At 47.6% G+C, this 21,881-nt stretch carries 19 protein-coding genes and 1 other annotated feature; of the genes, 3 read left to right on the top strand and 16 right to left on the bottom strand.

Going from position 1 to position 21,881, the window contains the following annotated elements:
- Positions 1-87 precede the first annotated feature (87 nt).
- From trxA to FYJ66_RS03330, 3 genes are all read left to right on the top strand, one after another.
- A complete protein-coding gene (trxA, locus tag FYJ66_RS03340) occupies positions 88-393 on the top strand; it encodes a thioredoxin (protein ID WP_154572085.1) in 306 nt (101 codons plus the stop codon).
- Between the two features lie 310 nt (positions 394-703).
- Entirely contained in the window at positions 704-2,245 is a 1,542-nt protein-coding gene (locus FYJ66_RS03335) for a 4Fe-4S dicluster domain-containing protein (RefSeq protein ID WP_154572084.1), read from the top strand.
- A 169-nt stretch (positions 2,246-2,414) separates the two neighbouring features.
- Complete coding sequence (locus tag FYJ66_RS03330) at positions 2,415-2,699, top strand: hypothetical protein (protein ID WP_154572083.1); 285 nt, start codon at positions 2,415-2,417, stop codon at positions 2,697-2,699.
- 237 nt (positions 2,700-2,936) lie between these two features.
- Here the strand turns inward: FYJ66_RS03330 and tuf are convergent, their stop codons facing one another.
- The 16 genes from tuf to thyA all read right to left on the bottom strand — a co-directional run bounded on the left by tuf (position 2,937) and on the right by thyA (position 21,879).
- Positions 2,937-4,130: an elongation factor Tu gene (gene tuf, locus FYJ66_RS03325; RefSeq protein WP_154571841.1), complete on the bottom strand. Its 1,194-nt coding sequence runs from the start codon at positions 4,128-4,130 to the stop codon at positions 2,937-2,939.
- A 94-nt stretch (positions 4,131-4,224) separates the two neighbouring features.
- Entirely contained in the window at positions 4,225-6,288 is a 2,064-nt protein-coding gene (fusA, locus tag FYJ66_RS03320; protein WP_154572082.1) for an elongation factor G, read from the bottom strand.
- 43 nt (positions 6,289-6,331) lie between these two features.
- On the bottom strand, positions 6,332-6,802 hold the full coding sequence (rpsG, locus tag FYJ66_RS03315; protein WP_270303507.1) for a 30S ribosomal protein S7: 471 nt from the start codon (positions 6,800-6,802) through the stop codon (positions 6,332-6,334).
- A 107-nt stretch (positions 6,803-6,909) separates the two neighbouring features.
- Positions 6,910-7,323, bottom strand: a complete 414-nt coding sequence (gene rpsL, locus FYJ66_RS03310; RefSeq protein ID WP_154572081.1) for a 30S ribosomal protein S12 — start codon at positions 7,321-7,323, stop codon at positions 6,910-6,912.
- 178 nt (positions 7,324-7,501) lie between these two features.
- Positions 7,502-11,539, bottom strand: coding sequence for a DNA-directed RNA polymerase subunit beta' (locus FYJ66_RS09280; protein ID WP_235897337.1), 4,038 nt, complete (start codon positions 11,537-11,539; stop codon positions 7,502-7,504).
- 15 nt (positions 11,540-11,554) lie between these two features.
- Complete coding sequence (gene rpoB / locus FYJ66_RS03295; protein WP_154572080.1) at positions 11,555-15,379, bottom strand: DNA-directed RNA polymerase subunit beta; 3,825 nt, start codon at positions 15,377-15,379, stop codon at positions 11,555-11,557.
- A gap of 373 nt (positions 15,380-15,752) precedes the next feature.
- Positions 15,753-16,121: a 50S ribosomal protein L7/L12 gene (rplL, locus tag FYJ66_RS03290; RefSeq protein WP_154572079.1), complete on the bottom strand. Its 369-nt coding sequence runs from the start codon at positions 16,119-16,121 to the stop codon at positions 15,753-15,755.
- A gap of 97 nt (positions 16,122-16,218) precedes the next feature.
- On the bottom strand, positions 16,219-16,749 hold the full coding sequence (gene rplJ, locus FYJ66_RS03285; RefSeq protein ID WP_154572078.1) for a 50S ribosomal protein L10: 531 nt from the start codon (positions 16,747-16,749) through the stop codon (positions 16,219-16,221).
- Between the two features lie 69 nt (positions 16,750-16,818).
- Positions 16,819-16,929: a sequence feature (ribosomal protein L10 leader region), on the bottom strand.
- 7 nt (positions 16,930-16,936) lie between these two features.
- Positions 16,937-17,632, bottom strand: a complete 696-nt coding sequence (gene rplA, locus FYJ66_RS03280; protein ID WP_154572077.1) for a 50S ribosomal protein L1 — start codon at positions 17,630-17,632, stop codon at positions 16,937-16,939.
- Positions 17,633-17,682: 50 nt separating this feature from the next.
- Positions 17,683-18,111, bottom strand: coding sequence for a 50S ribosomal protein L11 (rplK, locus tag FYJ66_RS03275; RefSeq protein WP_154572076.1), 429 nt, complete (start codon positions 18,109-18,111; stop codon positions 17,683-17,685).
- A 16-nt stretch (positions 18,112-18,127) separates the two neighbouring features.
- Entirely contained in the window at positions 18,128-18,718 is a 591-nt protein-coding gene (gene nusG / locus FYJ66_RS03270; RefSeq protein ID WP_154572075.1) for a transcription termination/antitermination protein NusG, read from the bottom strand.
- A 26-nt stretch (positions 18,719-18,744) separates the two neighbouring features.
- Entirely contained in the window at positions 18,745-19,053 is a 309-nt protein-coding gene (gene secE, locus FYJ66_RS09275; protein WP_154572074.1) for a preprotein translocase subunit SecE, read from the bottom strand.
- A 23-nt stretch (positions 19,054-19,076) separates the two neighbouring features.
- Positions 19,077-19,226 carry a 50S ribosomal protein L33 gene (gene rpmG, locus FYJ66_RS03260; RefSeq protein WP_270303530.1) on the bottom strand — a complete coding sequence of 50 codons (150 nt, stop codon included), beginning with the start codon at positions 19,224-19,226 and terminating at the stop codon, positions 19,077-19,079.
- A 212-nt stretch (positions 19,227-19,438) separates the two neighbouring features.
- Positions 19,439-20,164: a 23S rRNA (guanosine(2251)-2'-O)-methyltransferase RlmB gene (gene rlmB / locus FYJ66_RS03255; protein WP_277007933.1), complete on the bottom strand. Its 726-nt coding sequence runs from the start codon at positions 20,162-20,164 to the stop codon at positions 19,439-19,441.
- Between the two features lie 339 nt (positions 20,165-20,503).
- Complete coding sequence (locus tag FYJ66_RS03250) at positions 20,504-20,995, bottom strand: dihydrofolate reductase (protein WP_154572073.1); 492 nt, start codon at positions 20,993-20,995, stop codon at positions 20,504-20,506.
- A 53-nt stretch (positions 20,996-21,048) separates the two neighbouring features.
- Positions 21,049-21,879, bottom strand: coding sequence for a thymidylate synthase (thyA, locus tag FYJ66_RS03245; RefSeq protein WP_154572072.1), 831 nt, complete (start codon positions 21,877-21,879; stop codon positions 21,049-21,051).
- Positions 21,880-21,881 lie beyond the last annotated feature (2 nt).

Here is a 21,881-nt window from a genome sequence, read left to right as displayed (position 1 = left end):
GGCAGGACGGTTCTGCCATGCGGTTTCAGGAACCTGATCCGCAGTGAATTTGACATTAACTCCAGTTGTATTTGAAGGGAGAATCATATGGCTATTACAATGCTTACAAATGAAAATTTTGACTCTGAAGTAATGAACGCAGACAAGACTGTTCTCGTAGATTTCTATGCAGACTGGTGCGGACCTTGCAAAATGCAGTCACCAATCGTTGACGAGATCGACGGCGAGAGAGATGATGTAAAAGTATGCAAGATCAACATCGATCAGCAGCCAGAGCTGGCAATGCGTTTTGGTGTTATGAGCATTCCTACTATCATGGTAGTAAAGAATGGCGAGACCACATTCAAGGAGCCTGGTCTGATGCAGAAGAGAGACCTTCTGAAGCTGCTGTAAGACTGATACCAGGCTGAATATATTCTGAGGCTCCAGCCTCTCATAATTCGAAAAATTTCGATCTATCCTTCCGGCACCCAGGTGCCGGTTTTTTTATTCAAACACGGTACAGACCCTATCCCCACCTTCCTGCCGCACACGTAACTACAGAAGGCATCTTTTTTTCCAAAAAACTCTCCCGAAATCCTGTTAATTCCTGTTGTTATCGCCCACGCTCCATGTTAGTATAGAAAAGCTGTGTCAACAATTTAACGACAAAAATATGACTATCTGACGGCACAGTTACATTTTGATTTGATGGAGGATTAATATGAAGGGATATGCCACTGACAAAAGGCGGCTGCGCAGAAAGGTTTTTGAGGAAATAGCCAGGCTGGGATATGAGGGTGCCGGTCCGGAAGCCATAGATCAGCTTCCGTTTAAAATCGTCCCCCTTAATGACGAACCATTCCGGGATACTATCTTTCTGGAGCGGGCTGTGGTTGGCGAAAGGCTGAGAGCGGCTATGGGGCTGCCTCTCCGTCCCATTGACACTTATGTTCCTGCCTCTGCCGGTGTAGATGAGAGCATGATTGCCGATACATATTACGAGCCACCCCTGCTGGACATCATAAAAGTTGCATGTAACAGGTGTCCGGACAACAGGGTTTTTGTGACCAACGGATGTCAGGGCTGCCTTGAGCACCCTTGCATGGAGGTGTGCCCGAAAAAATGCATTTCAATGAAGGACGGCCGCTCTTTCATCGACCAGGACGCCTGCATCAAGTGTGAAAGATGCCTGAAGGCATGTCCGTACAATGCCATTATTCACCAGAAAAGGCCTTGTGTTCAGGCCTGCGGTATCGGCGCCATCCACGAAAACCAATACGGTCACGCAGAGATTGATCAGGAAAAATGTGTGTCCTGCGGCATATGCCTGGACAGCTGTCCTTTTGCGGCCATTGTAGACAAAGGTCAGATATACCAGACTGTACGGGCGCTGGAAAGCGACACCGACGTGTATGCAATCGTCGCTCCGGCTATTGCCGGGCAGTTCGGAAAATCCTTTACTGATACTAAAATGAAGGAAGCCTTTGGAATTCTGGGATTCAAGGATGTAATGGAGGTAGCCGTGGGAGCTGACCTCTGCACCATTCAGGAAGCCGGCCACTTCCTGAAGGACGTTCCGGAAAACATTCCTTTCATGGGCACCAGCTGCTGTCCTGCCTGGTCGATTTTTGCAAAAAAGGAATTTCCGGAATACGCAAATACCATCTCCATGGCTCTGACACCAATGGTTCTTACCGCAAGACTTGTTAAGAAGAAGCATCCTGACTGCAAAATCGCTTTCATCGGGCCGTGTCTCTCCAAGAAAAACGAGGCCAGCCGCAAGTCCGTAAAAAGCTTTGTGGACTTCACCCTCACCTTCGAGGAACTGGCCGGAATGTTCACTGCAAAGGGACTTAATTTTGATGAGATGACGGAAAAAGAGCCACTGAGAAAGGCCAGCAGGGATGGATACGGTTTTGCCAGAAGCGGCGGCGTGGCTCAGGCCGTTGCCAACCACATTGAGAAAACTCATCCTGAAATTGAAGTCAAAATCGCAAAAGCTGAGGGACTGGCTGAATGCAAGAAGATGATGCTCCTTGCCAGCAAGGGAAAATACGACGGCTATCTTATTGAGGGCATGGCCTGTCCCGGCGGCTGCATTGGCGGAGCAGGAACGCTGGTACCTATGAACAAGGCTGATCACCAGCTAAGCGTGTCCCAGAACGAAGCAGGTGTTACCAATGCCATTGAAAGCAGGTACGCTGACTGGCTGCCTACTGTTGAAAATCTGGACAAGGAGTTTGAGTACTCGGAGGAAGAGTAGGGACCGGCTTGAGGCCCAGTTGAGGCTGAGTTGAGGCCGACTTGAGGAGTAATCAGGAGGCTTGGCCGGACAGTAATAATTCCATGGTGTGGATAATTTTTCCTTATACCATGGAATTATTTTTTGTGGATTATTTGGGTTCCATGGTATAGGATTTTTTCCATATATCATGGAAGACTTTGACCGCTGGTTCCATGGTATAGGAATTTTTCCATATATCATGGATGGCTTTGACCGCTGGTTCCATGGTATAGGATTTTTTCCATATATCATGGAAGGTTTTGACGCCGGGTTCCATGATATAGGATTTTTTCCATATACCATGGAAGGTTTTGACGCCGGGTTCCATGGTATAAGTATTTTTTCATATATCATGGAATGTTTTGGCAGTCCCCTTCCACGATATGAGAACTTTTCCGTATACCATGGAATATTTTCAATTCCCCTTCCATGATATGAGAACTTTTTCGTATATCATGGAAAATTCGTCCCCTCCGCTCCATGATATACAACTTCCTGCATATATCATGGAATTTCAGCCTCCAATACGCCTACGATTGCCCCTGGACACCTGCTAGTTTCCTCCACTGTCCTCTTATACTGAAAAAATGGGCTGACGCAAAAGACGCGTCAGCCCATTTTTCACTTATAGACCCTTTCGAGTCTATTCATTTCATTTTGTCAGACGTAATTACTCGAGAATCTCTGTAACAACGCCAGAACCTACTGTTCTACCACCCTCTCTGATGGCGAATCTCAGTCCTTCCTCGATAGCAATTGGTGTGATCAGGTCGATCTCCATTACTACGTTGTCTCCAGGCATGCACATCTCTGTGCCTTCTGGAAGCTTCAGATCTCCTGTTACGTCAGTTGTTCTGAAGTAGAACTGTGGTCTGTATCCGTTGAAGAATGGAGTGTGACGACCACCCTCTTCCTTCTTCAGTACGTATACCTGGCCCTTGAACTTTGTGTGAGGATGAATTGTACCTGGCTTTGCAAGTACCTGTCCTCTCTCGATCTCGTTCCTCTGTACACCTCTCAGCAGAGCTCCGATGTTGTCTCCTGTCTCTGCCTGATCCAGTGTCTTCTTGAACATCTCTACGCCAGTTACTACAACCTTACGCTTCTCGTCTGTCAGTCCTACGATCTCTACCTCGTCGCCGACCTTCAGCATTCCACGCTCTACTCTTCCTGTAGCTACTGTTCCACGTCCTGTAATGGAGAATACGTCCTCTACAGGCATGATGAACGGCTGGTCGTTTGCTCTCTGTGGCTCAGGAATGTAGCTGTCTACAGCCTCCATCAGCTCTACTACCTTGTCTCCCCAAGGACCTGCTGGATCCTCAAGTGCCTTCAGAGCAGATCCTCTGATGATTGGTGTGTCATCGCCAGGGAAATCATACTCGTCAAGAAGCTCTCTTACTTCCATCTCTACCAGGTCCAGAAGCTCCTCGTCGTCTACCATATCGCACTTGTTCAGGAATACGATGATGTAAGGAACGCCTACCTGACGGGACAGAAGAATGTGCTCTCTTGTCTGTGGCATTGGTCCGTCTGTTGCTGCTACTACCAGGATAGCTCCATCCATCTGAGCTGCTCCTGTAATCATGTTCTTTACATAGTCAGCGTGGCCTGGGCAGTCTACGTGAGCGTAGTGTCTGTTAGGTGTCTCATACTCTACGTGTGCGGAAGAAATTGTGATTCCTCTTGCCTTCTCTTCCGGTGCCTTGTCGATCTGATCGAATGCAACGTCTGCACCCAGTCCGTATCTCTCGTGCAGTACCTTTGTGATAGCTGCTGTCAGAGTTGTCTTACCATGGTCAACGTGGCCGATAGTACCAATGTTGATATGTGGTTTGGTTCTCTCATACTTCTGCTTTGCCATATCAAATTTCCTCCATATGGTTCATGCATAAAAATATAACGACACAGGGCAGATGAATCTGCCCTGAAATATTATTGTAATCCTTTACGGAAAACTACTTTGCGATCTTCTCCTGAAGGCTTTCAGGCAGCTTAGCAAAGTGGTCGAACTGCATTACATATACACCTCTTCCCTGAGTCTTGGATCTCAGGTTTGTGGCATATCCGAACATCTCGGACAGTGGAACGAATCCTCTTACGATAGCAGCACCATTGTTGATGTCAGATCCCTCGATCTTACCTCTCTTGGAGCTGATATCTCCGATAATGTCTCCCATGTAGTTCTCAGGTACAGTTACCTCTACCTTGAAGATAGGCTCAAGCAGAACAGGGGCAGCCTTTCTGCATGCTTCCTTGAATCCCATGGAAGCAGCAATCTTGAATGCCATCTCTGAAGAGTCGACTTCGTGGTAAGAACCGTCGTACAGATCGATTCCGATATCAACCATCTGATATCCGGCAACCGGACCATTCTGCATGGCCTCTCTGAATCCTTCCTCGATCTTTGGAATGTATTCCTTAGGAATGTTACCACCGGTAACAGAGTTCTTGAACTCGAATCCGGAGCCTGCTTCTCTCGGATACATTCTGAACTTGACGTGTCCGTACTGACCAGAACCACCAGACTGTTTCTTGTGCTTGTAATCCTCGTCCACTTCCTGAGTGATAGTCTCCTTGTAGGAAACCTGTGGCTTACCTACGTTGGCCTCTACCTTGAACTCTCTGAGAAGTCTGTCTACGATGATCTCCAGGTGAAGTTCTCCCATTCCGGCGATGATTGTCTGTCCGGTGTCAGGGTTTGTATATGTCTTGAAGGTTGGGTCCTCCTCTGCCAGCTTGGCAAGGGCCATACCCATCTTCTCCTGGCCTGCTTTTGTCTTTGGCTCGATAGCAATCTCGATTACTGGGTCAGGGAACTCCATTGACTCCAGAACAATCGGATGATCCTCATCACAGAGTGTATCACCAGTTGTGGTGTTCTTCAGACCTACAGCAGCAGCGATATCTCCTGCGTAAACCTTGTCGATCTCTTTTCTGTGGTTTGCGTGCATCTGCAGGATACGTCCGATACGCTCTCTCTTGCCCTTTACAGAGTTATATACATAGGAACCTGTGTCCAGTGTTCCTGAATATACTCTGAAGAATGCCAGCTTACCAACATAAGGGTCAGTCACAATCTTGAATGCCAGTGCGGAGAATGGCTCCTTGTCGCTAGGGTGTCTCTGGTCCTCTTCCTCTGTATCAGGGTTTACACCCTTGATAGCAGGAATGTCCAGAGGTGATGGCATGTAATCTACAACACCGTCCAGCATCATCTGAACACCCTTGTTTCTGTATGCTGAACCGCAGAATACAGGGAACATCTCGTTGGCGATTGTTGCTCTTCTGATTACTGTCTTCAGTTCGTCGATAGTAATCTCTTCGCCCTCGAGATACTTCATCATGAGGTCCTCGTCCTTATCAACAACGGCCTCGACCATCTTTTCTCTCCAGGCCTTTGCTTCATCCAGCATGTTGGCAGGGATTTCCTCGATCTCAATCTCCTTGCCCAGCTGATCCTTATAAACCTCTGCCTTCATAGTCAAAAGATCTATGATTCCGGCGAACTCGTTCTCTGCACCGATAGGAATCTGTACAGCAACTGCGTTCGCCCTCAGTCTCTCCTGAACCATCTCCACAACGTTGAAGAAGTTTGCACCGATGATATCCATCTTGTTGACAAAAATCATTCTTGGTACTTCATACTTCTCAGCCTGTCTCCAGACAGTCTCTGACTGAGGCTCTACACCCTCTTTGGCACTCAGCACCATAACAGCTCCGTCCAGTACACGCAGGGATCTCTCTACCTCAACGGTAAAGTCTACGTGTCCAGGGGTGTCGATGATGTTGATTCTTGTGTTCTTCCACTGAGCTGTAGTAGCAGCAGAGGTAATAGTAATGCCGCGCTCCTGCTCCTGTTCCATGTAGTCCATGGTAGCGGCTCCGTCATGGGTCTCACCGATCTTATGAGTCTTTCCTGTATAGAACAGAATTCTCTCTGTGGTAGTTGTCTTACCAGCATCGATGTGTGCCATGATACCGATGTTTCTCGTATTTTCAAGCGAAAAACTTCTTGGCATTATATCCTCCCTTCTACTTTATTACTGTCAGGTATCTCATCAATTAATACCTGAAGTGTGCAAACGCCTTATTAGCCTCAGCCATCTTGTGGGTGTCTTCCTTTCTCTTAACGGATGCACCTGTGTTGTTGGCTGCGTCCATGATCTCGTTAGCGAGTCTCTCGGACATGGTTCTCTCACTTCTCAGTCTTGTGAATCTTGTAAGCCATCTGAGAGCCAGTGTCTGACGTCTTGCTGGTCTTACTTCGATTGGAACCTGATAGTTTGCACCACCAATTCTTCTAGCTTTAACTTCCAGCACTGGCATGATGTTTGCCATTGCCTTCTCAAATACTTCCAGTGGCTCCTCGCCGGTCTTCTCTTTTACCTGATCAAATGCATCGTAGACGATTCCCTGGGCAACGCCCTTCTTGCCGTCAAGCATAATGCTGTTAATCAGCTTGGCAACTACTACGCTGCCGTATACCGGATCTGGAAGTACTTCTCTCTTTGGTGTGTTACCTTTTCTAGGCACTTCTCTTCCCTCCTTGCAACGCGGGGTACTCGGCCAAGCTTCTGTCACTGGCCGTGGCGCCTTAATATCTATTTATATTAAATATTAAGACAATATCCCGAAATCAACTACTTCTTTGGTCTCTTTGCTCCATACTTGGAACGTCCCTGACCACGATTTGCAACACCGGCTGTATCCAGTGTTCCTCTTACGATATGGTATCTAACACCAGGCAGGTCCTTAACTCTTCCGCCTCTGATCAGTACTACACTGTGCTCCTGAAGGTTGTGACCAATTCCAGGAATGTATGCAGATACTTCCATACCGTTTGTCAGACGTACTCTTGCAATCTTTCTCAGAGCTGAATTCGGCTTCTTAGGAGTTACAGTTCTTACTGCTACACATACTCCTCTCTTCTGAGGGGAATTTACGTCGGTAAGAGTCTTCTTCAGAGTGTTCATGTTCTTACCGAGTGCAGGAGCTGCAGACTTCTTTACTGAGCTTGTTCTGCCCTGACGTACTAATTGATTGATAGTAGGCATTATTGTCTCCTTTCCTTTAAAATTTTTTATCAAGAAAAGCTACGGGCCCGGGGGTCCGCAAGCTGTCTCGAACCGTTAAATTATAACAATTTCACCGCAGGCGTGTCAACATATAAAAAACAGGTTTTAACGATAAAAATCGATAAAACCTGTTTTGCACTTGTCCAGGTACTTGTGACTATCCTTCGATCTGATCTTCAGATACCTGTGTCAGTCCTGCTGTATCAGTTTGACCGGTTGTCATCTCCATTGTGATGGATGCCAGACCTTCTGAGGTGGTACCTTCTTCAGGCTGAACTTCCTCTGCCTGTTTTCCTGCCTGACGCATCATTTCTTCATTCTCGCCGTAATCCACCTGAATGTTTCTGTAACGCTTCATGCCGGTTCCTGCAGGAATCAGTTTTCCTATCATTACATTTTCCTTAAGTCCGTTCAGATGGTCGGTCTTGCCCTTGATTGCTGCATCAGTGAGGACTCTTGTTGTCTCCTGGAAGGATGCAGCTGACAGGAATGAGCTTGTTGCCAGTGCAGCCTTTGTGATTCCCAGAAGGACTCTTTCGTAAGTTGCCGGCTCTCCGCCATTTTCAACGGCTTTGGAGTTTGCCTCCATTACTTCGAAACGGCTGTACATGCTGCCAGGCAGCAGTCCTGTGTCTCCTGCCTTCTCGACTTTGTACTTGGAAAGCATCTGGCTTACGATAACCTCAATGTGCTTGTCGTTGATGTCTACACCCTGGCTCTTATATACTCTCTGAACTTCTCTGAGCAGATAGTCATATACTCCAGGAACACCCAGGATTCTCATGATGTCATGAGGGTTCAGCGGTCCTCTTGTAAGAGGTGTACCAGCCTTTACCTTGCTTCCAACCCCTGGGATGATTCTGGCACCGTATGGGATTACGTATGTTCTCTGTCCGTCTTTCTCATCAACGGTCAGGTCTGTCTTGTTGTCGTCTCTTGTCTCTATAGAAGATACAATTCCGTCAGCCTCGCAGATCTCAGCAATACCCTTAGGTTTTCTTGCCTCGAAAAGCTCCTCTACTCTTGGAAGACCCTGAGTGATATCTCCACCGGCAACTCCGCCTGTATGGAATGTTCTCATGGTCAGCTGAGTACCAGGCTCACCGATGGACTGGGCAGCAATGATTCCAACTGCTTCACCAGGCTGTACCAGCTTGCCTGTAGCCATGTTTCTTCCGTAGCACTTAGCACAAACACCCCTTCTGCTGTGGCAGGTCATGATGGATCTGATCTTGACGTTGGTGATTCCTGCTGCCTCAACAGCCTCTGCCATGTCGTCAGAGATGAATTCATTGCTGTGTACCAGAACGTTTCCTTCACTGTCGACAATGTCTTCCTTTGCGTATCTGCCCGCAATCCTCTGGGACAGCGGCTCAATTTTTTCATTTCCGTCAACGAATGCGCTGATATCAATACCTTCGTCAGTGCCGCAGTCGTCCTCAGTAACGATAACGCTGTGAGATACGTCTACCAGTCTTCTTGTCAGGTATCCTGAGTCGGCTGTTCTCAGAGCTGTATCGGCCAGACCCTTTCTGGCACCGTTAGAGGAAATGAAGTAATCCAGAATGGAAAGTCCTTCACGGAAGTTGGAAGTGATAGGCACCTCTACAGTGTGTCCTGTAGCGTTTGCCATCAGTCCTCTCATTCCTCCGATCTGGCTGATCTGGCTCTTGTTACCTCTGGCTCCTGAGTTAGCCATGATGTACAAGTTATTTGTCTCGCTGAGGGATCCCATCAGGATGTCTGCAACTTTCTCGGTTGTCTCTCCCCAGATCTTGATGATCCTGTCGTATCTTTCGTCGGCAGTCATGAGACCCTTGTCATAGTAGCTCTGATAAAGCTCCTGTCTCTTGTTTGCCTCTGCGATGATAGGATATTTTTCCTGAGGAATCTCCATGTCGGAAACACCGATTGTTACGGCAGCCTTTGTGGAATAGTGATATCCCATGGATTTGATGTAGTCCAGCATCAGTACGGTTTCTGTATTGCCGTGGGTCTTGAAGCACTTGTCAATGATTGATCCAAGGTTTTTCTTACTTACCAGGAAATCAATCTCAAGATTGTATTTGTCCTTGCTTCTGTCTACGAAACCGATGTCCTGAGGAAGTCCCCTGTTGTAGATGAATCTTCCGACTGTTGACTCTACAAGGTGACCTCTGTCATCTTTGTCAGTTCCAACACCAAACATTCTGACTTTGACCTTGGCGTGGATTGCCACGATTCCGGTCTGGTAAGCCATCATCATTTCGTTGATGTCTGCAAAGCACTTACCGTCTCCCTTTTCAGGGATTCTTTCGTAGGTGGTTGTGCTTACAACTGAGCCGTCTTCAATGACTTCTCCGTTCTTCATCTCGGATCTCAGCTTTGTGATTGTAATCACTTCGTTGGTGTTTGTAAGCTCGCCGTCTACTGCATCTACAGGCCAGATATCATACTTGACCTCGAACACTTCTTCACCGGTCTTGGTCAGCTTGTTCTTGCCTTCTTTGATGTCTTTTCTCAGCTCGGCTATTTCGATTCTGTGCTTGTTGTCTGTATACTTGACGTCCTTTACTCTTGCACCCTTGATCTGTCTGTATCCCTTGCGGTCAGTCTCAGTAAAGGTATCCATTGCGTCAATGACAGTTTCTTTTCCGTCCTTGACTTCAACCTTCTTGCTTCTTCCTGGATATGTTAGATAGTAAGCTCCCAGAATCATATCCTGTGTCGGAATGGTAATAGGAGATCCGTCCTTAGGTGCAAGGATGTTGTTGATTGAGAGCATGAGGAATCTGGCCTCAGCCTGTGCTTCGACAGACAGCGGAACGTGAACGGCCATCTGGTCTCCGTCGAAGTCGGCGTTGAAAGCTGTACATGCCAGAGGGTGAAGCTTGATAGCCTTTCCTTCTACCAGCACTGGCTCAAATGCCTGAATTCCCAGTCTGTGCAGTGTAGGGGCACGGTTCAGGAGAACCGGATGATCCTTGATGACGTAGTCCAGAACATCCCAAACTTCCGGTTTAACCTTTTCCACCATTGTCTTGGCACTCTTGATGTTGTGTGCCTTGCCTCTCTCAACCAGCTCTTTCATGATGAAAGGCTTGAAGAGTTCCAGTGCCATGGTCTTAGGAAGACCGCACTGGTAGAACTTCAGCTCTGGTCCTACTACGATTACAGAACGGCCGGAGTAGTCTACACGCTTACCCAGCAGGTTCTGACGGAAACGTCCCTGCTTGCCTTTCAGCATGTCGGACAGGGACTTAAGCTGTCTTCCTGCAGCTCCTGTTACCGCTCTTCCTCTTCTGCCGTTATCTATGAGGGAGTCTACTGATTCCTGGAGCATTCTCTTCTCGTTCCTGATAATGATGTCAGGAGCACCAAGTTCCAGCAGCTTCTTCAGACGGTTATTTCTGTTGATTACTCTTCTATACAGGTCGTTCAGGTCAGATGTGGCAAATCTTCCGCCATCCAGCTGAACCATAGGACGGAGATCTGGTGGTATAACCGGAACTACATCCAGTATCATCCATTCAGGCCTGTTTCCTGACTGGTTGAATGCCTCAATTACTTCCAGTCTTCTTACAAGCTTGATCTTCTTCTGTCCGGAAGCCTTCTCCAGCTGTTCTCTGAGCTCGCAGGCCAGCTTCTCTGTGTCTACATCAGAGAGAAGCTTCTTGATAGCTTCTGCGCCCATTCCAGCCTCGAAGTTCTTGCCGTAAATCTCTCTTGCTTCGTTGTACTGATTTTCCTCGATAATCTCCTTGTACTCGAAAGGAGTTTCTCCCGGATCAGTTACGATATATGATGCGAAATACAGGACTCTTTCAAGATTCTTTGGAGTGATGTCCAGCACCAGTCCGATTCTTGAAGGGATTCCCTTGAAATACCAGATGTGAGAAACAGGAGCCACCAGACTGATGTGTCCCATTCTCTCTCTTCTTACCTTTGACTTGGTAACTTCAACTCCGCAATAAGGGCATACCATACCCTTATAACGGATCTTGTTGTATTTACCGCAGGAACATGTCCAGTCTTTTGTTGGTCCGAAAATCTTCTCACAGAAGAGTCCGTCCCTTTCAGGTTTGAGAGTTCTGTAGTTAATGGTCTCAGGCTTTGTTACCTCACCGTGGGACCACTCCAGCATTTTCTCAGTCGATGCCAATTTGATCTGCAGAGATTCGAAATTTCTCAGATCGTAATTGTTATCTTTGTTCATGCTTCCTCCCTTTTGTTAGTTGTCAATATCGGACTCAGTACCGCCAATGAGCTTGTCGATATCCTCCATGGATTCTGAAGAATCGTCATCATCCACATCGTCCATGTCGTCATCTGGCTCAAGACCTGCCTGAGCTTTTTCATTGAATTCTTTGTCCAGCTCATTGTCATCTGGCTCAGCATCTTCATCTGACTCTTCATCAGCTTCTAACTGAGCCTTTCTGGCTCTCTCTTCTTCACGAGCTTCTTCTCTGGCTCTCTTTGCTTCAGCCTGTCTGTCGGCTTCTTTCAGCATGCGGTCAACAGTTGCGGCGTCATCGTACTCAGAGGTTTCTCTCAGCTTGATCTCCTTGTTGTCACCGGACATTACTCTTACATCCAGTGCCAGGGCCTGCAGTTCCTTGATGAGTACCTTGAAGGACTCTGGAATACCAGGTTCAGGGATGTTGTTGCCCTTGACGATAGCTTCGTATGTCTTTACACGGCCGATGATGTCATCGGATTTTACTGTCAGGATTTCCTGCAGTGTTGATGCGGCACCGTAAGCCTCAAGAGCCCAAACCTCCATTTCTCCGAATCTCTGGCCTCCGAACTGAGCTTTTCCGCCCAGAGGCTGCTGTGTTACCAGAGAGTAAGGACCTGTTGATCTGGCGTGAATCTTGTCGTCTACCAGATGGTGCAGTTTCAGCATGTACATGTAGCCTACTGTTACAGGATGGTCGAAGTATTCGCCCGTTCTTCCGTCTCTCAGCCACAGCTTGCCGGATCTGTCGTATCCTGTTTCTTCCAGGAGATCCTGTATGTCTGTCTCCTTGGCTCCGTCAAATACAGGTGTTGAGATGTACCAGCCCTTTGCCTTGGCTGCCAGTCCCAGGTGAACCTCCAGTACCTGTCCGATGTTCATTCGGGAAGGTACGCCCAGAGGGTTCAGCATTACCTGTAATGATTCGCCGTCATCCTTAAATGGCATATCCTCCTCAGGAAGGATTCTTGAAATTACACCCTTATTTCCGTGACGGCCGGACATCTTGTCTCCGACTCTGATCTTTCTCTTTGTGATGATGTAAACTCTGACGATCTTGTTTACTCCCGGTGGAAGCTCACTTGTGCCATCATCTCTTGAGAATGTCTTTACATCTACTACGATACCCTCTTCTCCGTGAGGTACCTTGAGGGAAGTATCTCTTACTTCCTTAGACTTCTCGCCGAAGATAGCTCTCAGCAGTCTGATCTCAGCAGACAGGTCTGTTTCGCTCTTAGGAGTAAGCTTTCCTACCAGGATATCTGAAGACTTAACCTCAGCACCTACTCTGATGATTCCGTCTTCATCCAGATCCTTCAGGGCATCTTCTCCAACGTTCGGAATATCTCTTGTGATTTCCTCAGCACCCAGCTTTGTATCTCTTGCCTCGCACTCATATCTTTCAACATGGAGAGAAGTGAGCACGTCGTCCATGAGCAGACGCTCATTGAGGACGATAGCATCCTCGTAGTTGTAACCTTCCCAGGTCATGTATCCGATAAGAAGGTTCTTACCAAGGGAAATCTCTCCCAGGTTTGTTGAAGGGCCGTCTGCAATTACTTCTCCGGCCTCAATGTGCTCACCATAGGAAACGATCGGCTTCTGGTTAATGCAGGTTCCCTGGTTGGACCTCTTGAACTTGAGCATCTTGTACTCGTCCATGGTGCCGTCATCGTCTCTTCTAATCTTGATGTACTGGGCATCGATGAACTCAACCACACCAGCATGCTTGGCCAGAACTACTGCACCAGAGTCGCAAGCTGCCTTGTACTCAATTCCGGTTCCAACAAAAGGAGCCTCTGTCATAAGAAGTGGAACTGCCTGTCTCTGCATGTTTGATCCCATGAGAGCTCGGTTGGCGTCGTCGTTCTCCAGGAACGGAATCATAGCTGTAGCTACTGATACTACCTGCTTAGGAGAAACGTCCATGTAGTCTACTTCTGAGCGAGGTACCATGGTGATCTCTCCGGCAACGCCTCTTACGGCTACCTTCTGATTTACGAATCTGTCGTTCTCATCCAGCGGTTCGTTGGCCTGAGCTACGATCATCAGTTCCTCATCATCGGCGGAAAGATAATCTACCTGCTTTGTGACAATTCCTGTTTCTTTATCTACTTTTCTGTATGGAGTCTCGATGAATCCGTATTCATTGATGATTCCGTAAGTGGTCAGAGATCCGATCAGTCCGATATTAGGACCTTCAGGTGTCTCTACCGGGCACATTCTTCCGTAGTGAGAATAGTGTACATCTCGAACTTCAAATCCGGCTCTCTCTCTTGACAGACCGCCAGGTCCCAGGGCAGACAGTCTTCTCTTATGAGTCAGCTCTGCCAGCGGGTTGTTCTGGTCCATGAACTGTGACAGCTGTGAACTTCCGAAGAATTCTCTTACTGCAGCAGTAATAGGTCTGATGTTGATGACCTGCTGAGGAGTTGCATTCTCAGTAGTCATTCTTTCTCTTACTGCCTTCTCCATTCTGGCAAATCCGATGCGGAACTGGTTCTGCAGCAGTTCGCCTACAGTTCTCAATCTTCTGTTGCCCAGATGGTCGATATCGTCGGTCTTTCCAAGGCCGAAGTTCAGGTTCAGCATATAGCTGACGGAAGCGATAATATCCTCAAGGATGATGTGCTTTGGAGAAAGCTCGTGCTTCCTGGCAGCCATTGCAGCCTTGATGTCCTCATCTGTGTCGTTCTCGTCCAGAATCTCTTTCAGAACTGGATAGAATACCTTCTCTGAAAGCTTCAGAGGTGCAACATCGAAGTTTACGTACTTTGAAGGATCAACGAAGTTGTTTCCGATGACCTTTGTAGTCTCGTGTTCGTGCTGCTTACTCTTTACCTCAACGGAAAGAACACCGGCATCTTCGATGGTCATTGCCATAGCTCTGGAGATTACCTGTCCTTCTTCTACAAGGACTTCTCCGCTGTTAGGATCTATTACGTCCTCTGCAGCAATGGCATCCACAAGTCTGTCGTGAATTCCCAGCTTCTTGTTATACTTGTATCTTCCTACCTTTGCCAGATCATAGCGCTTCGGATCAAAGAGAAGTGCGTTGAGCATGGACTTGGCATTCTCAACTGTAGGCGGCTCACCAGGTCTCAGTCTTCTGTAGATCTCTCTGAGTCCGTCATCTCTGTCCTTGGCACTATCCTTCTCGAAGGTGCTCATCAGTCTCGGGTCATCTCCGAATACATCCAGGATGTCCTTATTTGTGCTGAGACCAAGAGCTCTCAGGAATGTAGTGATCGGCAGCTTTCTCTGTCTGTCAACTCTGGCGTAAAGTATGCTGTTGGAATCTGTTTCATACTCCAGCCAGGCTCCCCTGTTAGGGATTATCTGTGCAGAATAAAGGCTCTGATTGGATTTATCCACTTCAACGCCAAAATACGGTCCTGGAGAACGAACCAGCTGTGTAACAATGGCTCTCTCCGCACCGTTATAAATAAACGTGCCTTTTTCTGTCATCAACGGGAACTCGCCCATGAACACGTCCTGCTCCATAATGGCGCCTGTCTCCATGTTCTTGAGCCGTACCTTGACAGTTAGGGAAGTTGCGTATGTGGCCTCTCTGTCCTTACATTCCTCCTGACTGTACTTTGGAGTATCAGAAAAGGAATAATCAGTGAAAGAGAGGCGGAGCGTATTCGTTGTATCCCAGATTGGGGAAACGTCCTCCAGCACCTCGGCAAGACCTTCCTTGACGAACCAATCGTATGATTTCGTCTGGATGTCAATAAGATTTGGCATCTGGCAAACCTCATTGATTTTAGCGAAAGTCATGCGCTCTTTCCTTCCGACTTTTACAGGTTTTGGCATGTTATTACTCCTTATTGATTCATAACTTTTCGACTCTATAGCAACTTACAATTATATTGAAATCTTCTTCAATAATCAAGGATTAATCCTGATGAATAAAGTATATTTTCCCATGCATATGCATTTTCCCCGGATCCCCGCTCCTTCCGGCATTGCCAGACAGGTTTTTCCATATATCGATTATGGAGATGTCCCCATTCCCGCATCTCAATTTGATGCCCGGCAAAGGAGGACAGGGGGAAAGTGCATATAGATGGAAAAAAGGGCATTTCACGCCAACTCAGCCGGCTTCCATGCCCCATTTATCGCAGCATACCAAAAAATTGAACCCTGCCAAAACAGGGTCCAATTTCTGCTTTGCTTAACTTCTGAACTACTTCAGCTCTACTACTGCGCCAACCTCTTCCAGTGCAGCCTTCAGAGCGTCAGCCTCAGCCTTCTCTACGTTCTCCTTAACGTTTGCAGGAGCTCCGTCTACCAGTGCCTTAGCCTCCTTCAGACCAAGTCCAGTAGCCTCTCTTACAGCCTTGATAACCTTGATCTTGTTGTCGCCGATCTCCTTCAGAACTACTGTGAACTCTGTCTGCTCCTCAGCAGCGTCAGCGCCAGCGCCAGCACCAGCAGGTGCAACAGCTACAGCTGCAGCAGATACGCCGAATTCTTCCTCACAAGCCTTAACCAGCTCGTTGATCTCAAGCAGTGTCATACCCTTCAGGGCTTCAATGATCTGATCCTTATCCATTGTTATTTTCCTTTCGTTTATTAGTGTAGGGGATCGTCCCGCCTATGCGACCGATCCGTAAAAATAGTATTCATGCTGCCCTATGCAGCGGTGAATCCTAAGCTTCTGCTGCCTCGGATTCCTGAGGTGCTCCTTCTTCGCCGCCCTCGTCCACAATAGCCTTGAGGGTTCTTGCGAACTTGGAAATAGGAGCCTGGATGCTTCCCATGAAACGAGCGATAAGCTCCTCTCTTGATGGGATATCTGCCAGTGCAACGACCTGCTCTGGTGTGAGAACTGCTCCGTCAAGAACTCCGCCCTTGAATGCCATCTTCTTGTACTTCTTGATAGCCTTGTTCAGAATTCTTGCAGCTGCTGTTGCATCTTCGGAGCTGAATGCCAGGGCGCTTGATCCCTTCAGGCATTCGCCAAGTTCTTCATACTCTGTTCCTTCGATTGCACGCTTTACAAGTGTGTTCTTATATACAGTAAACTGTACGCCTGCCTCTCTGAGTTCCTTTCTCAGAGCATCAGCCTCAGCTACTGTGATTCCCAGATAATCAACAACTACAACGGAAGATGAATTCTCAAATCTTTCCTTGATCTCGTCGATGATCACCTGCTTAGCTGCTTTTGCTTCTACAGACATTGTATCTCCTTTCCTGAATGGAAATCTCCATTCAAAATTTTGTTTTTCGACCTGTCACCGTACCTGGTGTCTGGGGTACAAAAAACCCCGCATTTTTCCAAAGCGAGGCAATATATATTGTACCTCGGCGGGTTATTGAGCTTACGCACCCGCTGTCTTAGGCTGGTATTCCATTGTCATCACTGATTTAGCCCAGTGAAGCTGTGTTGACTTTCACTCCAGGTCCCATTGTTGAAGTCATGGTAACGCTCTTGAAGTACTGACCCTTTGCTGTTGATGGCTTAGCCTTTGCAATAGCACCGATCAGTGCGTTAGCATTGTCAGTAAGCTGATCCTGTGTGAAGGAAGCCTTACCGATAATAACGTGGATGATGTTAGCCTTGTCCAGACGATACTCTACTTTACCAGCTTTGATATCTTCCAGAGCCTTTGTCAGATCCATTGTAACTGTACCTGACTTAGGGTTTGGCATCAGTCCCTTAGGTCCCAGGACTCTACCGAGACGACCTACAACACCCATCATGTCTGGAGTTGCAACTACTGCGTCAAAGTCGAACCAGTTTTCTTTCTGGATCTTCTCTGCCATATCCTCAGCACCTACGTAATCTGCACCAGCAGCCTCTGCCTCTTCAGCCTTAGGTCCCTTGGCAAATACCAGAACCTTCTTGGTCTTACCTGTGCCGTGAGGGAGAACTGTTGCGCCTCTTACCTGCTGATCTGCGTGTCTTCCGTCTACACCCAGACGGATGTGGAGTTCAACTGTCTCGTCGAACTTTGCGCTGCTTGTCTTCTTTACAAGACCTGCAGCCTCTGCAACGCTGTATGACTGTGTCTTGTCGAATGACTCCAGAGCAGCGTTGAATCTCTTGCTTCTCTTTGGCATTTTTTCCTCCTTGTGGTGCTAACGGCAGTTCTTCACCGCCTCCCACATAATTAGCCTTCTACTACTTCTACACCCATGCTGCGGGCTGTTCCCTTGATCATGTCTGTGGCAGCCTCAAGGGATGCTGCGTTCAGGTCAGGCATCTTTGTCTGAGCAATCTCCTGTGCCTGTGCCAGTGTGATCTTTGCAACCTTAGTCTTGTTAGGCTCTCCGGATGCTGTCTCGATTCCTGCAGCCTTCTTGATCAGAACTGCTGCTGGCGGAGTCTTGCATACGAATGTGAATGATCTGTCTGAATAAACAGTAATCACAACTGGAATGATCATTCCGGACTGTCCAGATGTCTGAGCGTTGAACTGCTTACAGAAGTCCATGATGTTTACGCTCTTCTGTCCCAGTGCAGGACCAACTGGCGGTGCCGGAGTTGCTCCTCCTGCAGGGATCTGAAGCTTGATATAGCCTTCGATCTTCTTAGCCATTGTCTACTCCTTTCTTCTATAATTTATCCACCTGTGAAAACTCAAGTTCCACAGATGTATCTCGACCGAACATTGATGCTCTGGCCTTTACCACCTGCTTCTCAGTGTTTATATCCTCAACGATGGCCATATGACCTTCAAAAGGACCACTGACGATGCGGACAGTATCACCAACCTCGATGTCCAGTTCGATTCGCATTTTCTCCATTCCCATTCTGACAACTTCTTCTTTGGTCAGTGGAATTGGATCTGAGCCGTGACCTACAAATCCCGTTACGCCTTCGGTGTTTCTTACCAGGTACCAGGTCTCATTGGTGACGATCATCTTTACAACAACGTATCCGGGATAAAGCTTTCTCTGCCTTACTTTCCTCTGTCCGTTCTTGATCTCCACCCTGTTCTCTGTAGGAATGGCCACTTCAAGGATCAGGTCCTGCATCCCCCGGTATTCAACCATGCGCTCGATGCTGTCCTTAACCTTGTTCTCGTATCCGGAGTAAGTGTGAACAACGTACCATTTTGCTGTTCCGTCGCCACGAAGTCCTTCTCCCTCAAGAGGTGAGAGGGACGGCCTTACATCCGTGCTGTTTTCGTTGATATCTGCCATTATAATCTCCCGTTTCCTTTATTCTATTAAGACATAGAAATACCCAGAATTGATCTGAGTACAGCAAGGAATCCGGTATCAATCAGCCAGAAGCCGACTGCGAAGAAAGCGCATACAGCAAAAACAACTACAGTGCTTGTTCCGAGTTCGTTCTTAGTAGGCCATACGACCTTCTTGAACTCCTGACGAACTCCTTTGAAATAGCTCATGATGCCGCTGCGTTCTCTTTTGCTCTGAGCACGTCCCGCAGAGGAACCGTAGCTTGCTGCTCTGCCCACAGCAGATCTGCTGCTTCCGGATTTTTTATTGCTGTTGTTGCCTTTGTTCTTAGCCATAAAAATACTCCGTTCTCAGTGAACTATTTTGTTTCCTTGTGGAGAGTCTCCTTGCCGCAGAACTTGCAATACTTCATCAGCTCAATACGGTCAGGATCATTCTTCTTGTTCTTTGTTGTGTTGTAGTTTCTCTGCTTGCATTCTGTGCATGCGAGTATGATCTTGTTCCTCACGATGATCTCCTCCTTAAATATATGATAACTGTTTTTTATCTCTATTCTTCGTCAACCTAAAAGTACAGAGCGTTTTATTTCCGCTCCGCACCAGTGTACATAAAGACGCCTATTAATGTTACTCTGACCCGTTGTCAATGTCAAGGCTTTTCATTAAGTACTCTGTTGTTTTTCTATACATTCATTGCTGCAGCCTGAGGGGAACCTGTAGATCACTCATCAAGCATGTCTCTCCGCCTGCGAACTTCGTACATAATAACCGCAGCCGCATTTGATGCGTTAAGAGAATTTACTTTTCCCTTAAGAGGCATGGAAACCGTAAAGTCGCACTTGTCCTTTACCAGCTTGCTTATTCCAGATCCCTCGCTTCCGATTACCACTGCCAATGGCCCTGAGAGGTCCGCCTTGTAATACAGCTGTCCTCCCATATCGCAAGCGGCAATCCAAAGGCCCAGTTCCTTCAGTTCGTCCAGGGTTCTGCTTATATTTGTAACTCTCACTACCGGAACCGATTCAATGGCCCCGGCAGAAGCCTTTGCTGCTACGCCCGTAAGGCCGCAGGCTCTTCTTTTTGGAATTATAACGCCGTGGGCACCAGCACACTCTGCAGTTCTGATAACTGCGCCAAGATTGTGGGGATCGCTGATTTCATCAAGAACGATTACAAACGGATCCTCTCCTGATTCTTCAGCTCTTTTGAACACATCCTGAATAGTGGAGTAGCTGTACTCGGAAACTCTGGCAGCCACCCCCTGATGTCTTTCTCCCCGGGCCATGGCGTTGATAACTTCTCTGTCCACGAAATCCAGGGGAACTCCGCTGTCTTTCGCCATGCCGGCAATCTGTTTTGCAGATCCTTCTGAGCCCCTGGCTATATAAATATGCTCCACTTCTCTTGAGCCCCGGAGAGCAGCAATCACCGGATTTCTGCCGAAGATCTTCTCAGCGCCGTCGTCGAAAACAGCTTCCTGATCCCTTCTCAGATCTTCCTCTCTATAACCATATCCGGATCCATATCCCGCTGGTCTTCCGTCTCTGGACCGGCCGTATTTTCCGGCCTGCCTTTCTTTCATGTCCCCGGTTGCCCCTGCACTTTTCTTTTTGTATCCGTCTCTTCTCCGGCTTCCCTTGTCCTGGTTCTTTCCTTTGCGGAACCCTGACTCAGCCTGTTTTTCCATTCTTTCGGCTCTGTATTTGTTCTGGCCCTTGCTCATGGTCCTCTCCCGGTCCTCAAGGCGGCTGTACATCCGCCCTGTCTGTCATCCTCAAAAACTCAATTATCTTACATTCTCATAAGTACAGAATGTATAGTTTATTCCATTATCTTCCTGCTCAGGGCTGACATTAGTCAGCTTGAAATCATCATCTTCGTCCAGGTTCACCATGAAAGTGTCTGCATCGAATTCTGCATTTATCTTTGTTATATAGCATACAGAACAGTACTTGTAGAACTCTCTGTAAACTGATCCCCCGCCGAGAATGAACACCTTCTGGTCATCATATTGCTCAAGGAGCTTCATAAGCTCATCTCTGGTGTGAACCACCTGGGCATCCTTTGCCTGGTATTCCGTGTTCCTGGTGAGGACGATGTTGACCCTTCCCGGTAGTCCTTTTCCCCCGGGCATACTTTCCAGAGTCTTTCGTCCCATGACTACCACTCCGCCCATGGTGGTGTTCTTGAAAAACTTCATATCACCCGGCAAATGGGCCAGGAGCTTATTGTCTCTTCCTATTCCCCATTTTCTGTCTACAGCAACTATGAGATTCATGTCCGGTCTCCTTTTCTGTAAAAATTCTATTCACTGTGCGGCAGTTCCCGGGGCTATATAGCCACAGGAATGTTCTTGACCTGAGGATTTTTCTGGTAGTCCTCGATGATCAGGTCTTTGTCCGTAAACTCATAGAAATCTGTTATATCCGGATTCAGTCTCACCTTCGGTGCCGGATACTGAGGCCTTTCGATCAGCTCTTTTACAATATCCACGTGCCTGTCGTAAATATGGGCGTCGGCAATGACGTGAACCAGTTCTCCTGCCTTAAGACCGCTGACCTGAGCCATCATCATGAGAAGAAGTGAATACTGCACAACGTTCCAGTTGTTTGCCGTAAGGACGTCCTGGGATCTCTGGTTAAGTATTGCGTTCAGAGTGTTACCTTTTACGTTAAAGGTCATGCTGTAGGCGCACGGTTCCAGACCCATTTCGCTGAGATCGGCGAAATTGTACATGTTCGTCATTATTCTCCTGGAATAACGGTCGTTTTTCAGAAGCCACAGCACATTGTCTACCTGGTCCATTTCTCCCTGCTTGAACTTGTACGGAATGCCCAGCTGATATCCGTAGGCCTTGCCAATGCTGCCGTTTTCATCTGCCCACTGATCCCATATGTGGGAATTCAGGTCTTTAATATTGTTGGACTTCTTCTGCCATATCCACAGCAGCTCGTCGAAGGCCAGACGAATGGCTGTAGGTCTCAAGGTAAGGGCTGGAAATTCTTCGCTTAGATCGTATCTGTTTACCACTCCGAAATTCTTGATTGTGTGGGCAGGAGTACCGTCGTCCCACCTTGCTCTTACGTTGTTGCCCTCTGTACTGAAACCATTTTCCAGAATGTCACGGCACATCGAAACAAACTTCTCATCTGCTTTGCTCATTG

Origin of the sequence: Allobaileyella intestinalis (assembly GCF_009695865.1) — a bacterium.
Classification (GTDB): domain Bacteria; phylum Bacillota; class Clostridia; order Peptostreptococcales; family Anaerovoracaceae; genus Allobaileyella; species Allobaileyella intestinalis.
Note: the sequence above shows the minus strand (reverse complement) of the source record. Positions and strands in the feature narration are given on the sequence as shown.

What these genes read in the sequence shown, in the direction of transcription:
- trxA (WP_154572085.1), top strand. Translation starts at nt 88, where the DNA reads ATGGCTATTACAATGCTTACAAATGAAAATTTTGACTCTGAAGTAATG.
- FYJ66_RS03335 (WP_154572084.1), top strand. Translation starts at nt 704, where the DNA reads ATGAAGGGATATGCCACTGACAAAAGGCGGCTGCGCAGAAAGGTTTTT.
- FYJ66_RS03330 (WP_154572083.1), top strand. Translation starts at nt 2,415, where the DNA reads ATGGAAGACTTTGACCGCTGGTTCCATGGTATAGGAATTTTTCCATAT.
- tuf (WP_154571841.1), bottom strand. Translation starts at nt 4,130, where the DNA reads ATGGCAAAGCAGAAGTATGAGAGAACCAAACCACATATCAACATTGGT.
- fusA (WP_154572082.1), bottom strand. Translation starts at nt 6,288, where the DNA reads ATGCCAAGAAGTTTTTCGCTTGAAAATACGAGAAACATCGGTATCATG.
- rpsL (WP_154572081.1), bottom strand. Translation starts at nt 7,323, where the DNA reads ATGCCTACTATCAATCAATTAGTACGTCAGGGCAGAACAAGCTCAGTA.
- FYJ66_RS09280 (WP_235897337.1), bottom strand. Translation starts at nt 11,539, where the DNA reads ATGAACAAAGATAACAATTACGATCTGAGAAATTTCGAATCTCTGCAG.
- rpoB (WP_154572080.1), bottom strand. Translation starts at nt 15,379, where the DNA reads ATGCCAAAACCTGTAAAAGTCGGAAGGAAAGAGCGCATGACTTTCGCT.
- rplL (WP_154572079.1), bottom strand. Translation starts at nt 16,121, where the DNA reads ATGGATAAGGATCAGATCATTGAAGCCCTGAAGGGTATGACACTGCTT.
- rplJ (WP_154572078.1), bottom strand. Translation starts at nt 16,749, where the DNA reads ATGTCTGTAGAAGCAAAAGCAGCTAAGCAGGTGATCATCGACGAGATC.
- rplA (WP_154572077.1), bottom strand. Translation starts at nt 17,632, where the DNA reads ATGCCAAAGAGAAGCAAGAGATTCAACGCTGCTCTGGAGTCATTCGAC.
- rplK (WP_154572076.1), bottom strand. Translation starts at nt 18,111, where the DNA reads ATGGCTAAGAAGATCGAAGGCTATATCAAGCTTCAGATCCCTGCAGGA.
- nusG (WP_154572075.1), bottom strand. Translation starts at nt 18,718, where the DNA reads ATGGCAGATATCAACGAAAACAGCACGGATGTAAGGCCGTCCCTCTCA.
- secE (WP_154572074.1), bottom strand. Translation starts at nt 19,053, where the DNA reads ATGGCTAAGAACAAAGGCAACAACAGCAATAAAAAATCCGGAAGCAGC.
- FYJ66_RS03250 (WP_154572073.1), bottom strand. Translation starts at nt 20,995, where the DNA reads ATGAATCTCATAGTTGCTGTAGACAGAAAATGGGGAATAGGAAGAGAC.
- thyA (WP_154572072.1), bottom strand. Translation starts at nt 21,879, where the DNA reads ATGAGCAAAGCAGATGAGAAGTTTGTTTCGATGTGCCGTGACATTCTG.